Genomic DNA, 2412 nt, shown 5'->3' with positions numbered 1-2412 from the left:
GCGTTGCCGGGGGCGGCGGTTTCCGCTTCTGCTTCGGGGTCGGCGCCCAGTCCCACCAGTGCCGGTGCCTTGGACTCGACCGCTTCGGGGAACGCTCTGCCCATCAACGTGGCCAGTCCGGAGGTTTCGCAGGCTTCTGGGGTGACCGACGCGGTGGCGTTGACGTTTCACGGGGACGGGACGCCCGCTCTGGCCAATGCGCTGCTCACTGCGGCGGAGAAGCATGGGGCTCGGGTGACGGTCATGGCCGTGGGGCGCTGGCTCGGGCGGTATCCGCAGATGGCTCAGCGGGTGCTGCACGGCGGGCATGAGCTCGGCAACCACACCGAGCATCACCTCGCGATCGACCGCATGTCGGAGACGCTCGCCTACAACGAGATCGAGCAGTGCGCGCTGCGGCTCGAGAAGCTCACCGGGTCGCGGGGACGCTGGTTCCGGCAGTCGCAGGGGCAGCATGCCACGCCCGAGGTGCGGGCGGCGGCGCTGCGGGCGGGGTACTCGACCCTGCTCTCCTACGACCTCGACCCGATGGACTACCGCGATCCCGGCAGCGACGCCGTCATGCGCAACGTGCTCTCGCGCATCCGCGGCGGGGACGTGGTGTCCATGCATCTGGGGCACCCGGGCACGGTCGCGGCGCTGCCGCAGATCCTGGACGGGTTGCGAGAACGCGGGTTGCGCCCGGTGACGGCCTCGGAGCTGTTCCCGCTCACACCACCCGGCGGCATCGTGCCCTCTTGACGGTATCGAGCCGCTTTCCACGAACAGCCGCTTCCGACGAATCCCCGACCGGCCATCCGTCCGATCCGAACCAGACCGACGAAGACCGATCCAGACCGACCCAATCCGAACCGACTTCCCGTCCGCCCTCGACTCCACAGTTCGGCCCTCAAGACGCAGAGGTATCCGGTGAAGACCACTTCACATAGCCGTATCTTCCTCGGTGCGGGCGCCGTAGCGACCGTGACCGCGATCTACGCCCTCAATTCGCTCGGGTCCGGCGGGGCGGGCGGGTCCGCCGCCACGGGAGCCTCGGCCGCGCCGCCGGCGGTGCAGATGCGGGCGGCCGCCATCTCGGGCATGCCCGAGTACGACCCGAAGGACCTTTACGCCTACGACCGGCCGAACGAGCTCTCGCCGGTGGTGCGCGACTTCCCCTCGCTGATCTACGTGCCCAACAGCGAGTCCAACACCGTCACGGTGATCGACCCCAAGACCTACAAGGTGATCCACACGGTGCCGGTCGGCGAGCAGCCGCAGCACGTGGTGCCGAGTTGGGACCTCAAGACCCTGTGGGTGAACAACGACGTCGGCAACTCGCTCACCCCGATCAACCCGGCCACCGGGCAGTTCGGCGCGCCGGTGGCGGTGCACGACCCGTACAACCTCTACTTCACGCCGGACGGCAAGTCCGCGGTGGTGATGGCCGAGCAGGACAAGGAGATCGTCTTCCGCGACCCGCACACGATGGCGGTGCAGCAGACGCTGAAGGTGCCCTGCGAAGGGGTCAACCACGCGGACTTCTCCCCGGACGGCAGCTACTTCATCGCCTCCTGCGAGTTCTCCGGCACGCTGCTCAAGGTGGACACGACCAAGCACACGCTGCTCGGCGTGATCAACCTCAAGACCGGGTCGATGCCGCAGGACGTGAAGATCGCGCCGGACGGCAGCACCTGGTACGTCGCGGACATGGCGACCAACGGCCTGTGGACGCTCACCGGGGACGACTTCAAGCTCACCGGCTTCATTCCCACCGGGCTCGGCGCGCACGGGCTCTACGTCAGCCGCGACTCGCAGTACATGTACGTCACGAACCGCGGCGAGGGCACGATCAGCGTGTTCGACTTCGCCACGAACTCGGTGAAGACGAAGTGGAAGATCCCCGGCAAGGCCAGCCCGGACATGGGCGGGGTCTCCTCTGACGGCAAGGTGCTGTGGATCTCCGGCCGCTACGACTCGGAGGTCTACGCGATCTCGACGGACGACGGGCACCTGATCGCGCGCATCCCGGTGGGCAGCGGGCCGCACGGGCTGTGCGTCTATCCGCAGCCGGGACGCTACTCGCTGGGGCACACCGGGGTCTTCCGCTAAGGCGAACCGGAACAAAGAGGACTGCCGGGAGAGGACTACCGGGAGACTCCCGAGCGGGAGCGAAGGATCGTAGCTGTGGGGCGTCGATGCGGCGCCCCACACGCGTATTCCGGGACGCAGGCTCATCCACGTATCCCAAGCCGAGAGATTGCGCTCGGCCGCTCCACCTCCGCCGCGAGGGGGAGCAGCAGGCCCCGGGCGCCACTAATCTGATCCGTATGACAGGCCAGGGGTCGGAGAGCGCGTGGCAGGACCAGATGCGGGCCCTGCTGCGCACCAACCCGTCCGAGCGGCCGGGTGAGCCGCGGGCCGGGCTGACGG

At 68.4% G+C, this 2412-nt stretch carries 2 protein-coding genes; both read left to right on the top strand.

Features of this window, described 5'->3' with window-relative positions; all coding sequences use genetic code 11:
* The first annotated feature begins 141 nt into the window (after nt 1-141).
* Entirely contained in the window at nt 142-741 is a 600-nt protein-coding gene (locus tag KDL01_RS40530) for a polysaccharide deacetylase family protein (protein ID WP_212534037.1), read from the top strand.
* Nucleotides 742-909: 168 nt separating this feature from the next.
* Entirely contained in the window at nt 910-2091 is a 1182-nt protein-coding gene (locus KDL01_RS40525; protein WP_438802022.1) for a YncE family protein, read from the top strand.
* Nucleotides 2092-2412: the final 321 nt, after the last annotated feature.

It is taken from the genome of Actinospica durhamensis (assembly GCF_018139695.1).
GTDB lineage: Bacteria > Actinomycetota > Actinomycetes > Streptomycetales > Catenulisporaceae > Actinospica > Actinospica durhamensis.
The sequence above is the reverse complement of the archived record's forward strand: the minus strand, read 5'-3'. Positions and strand labels throughout refer to the sequence as shown.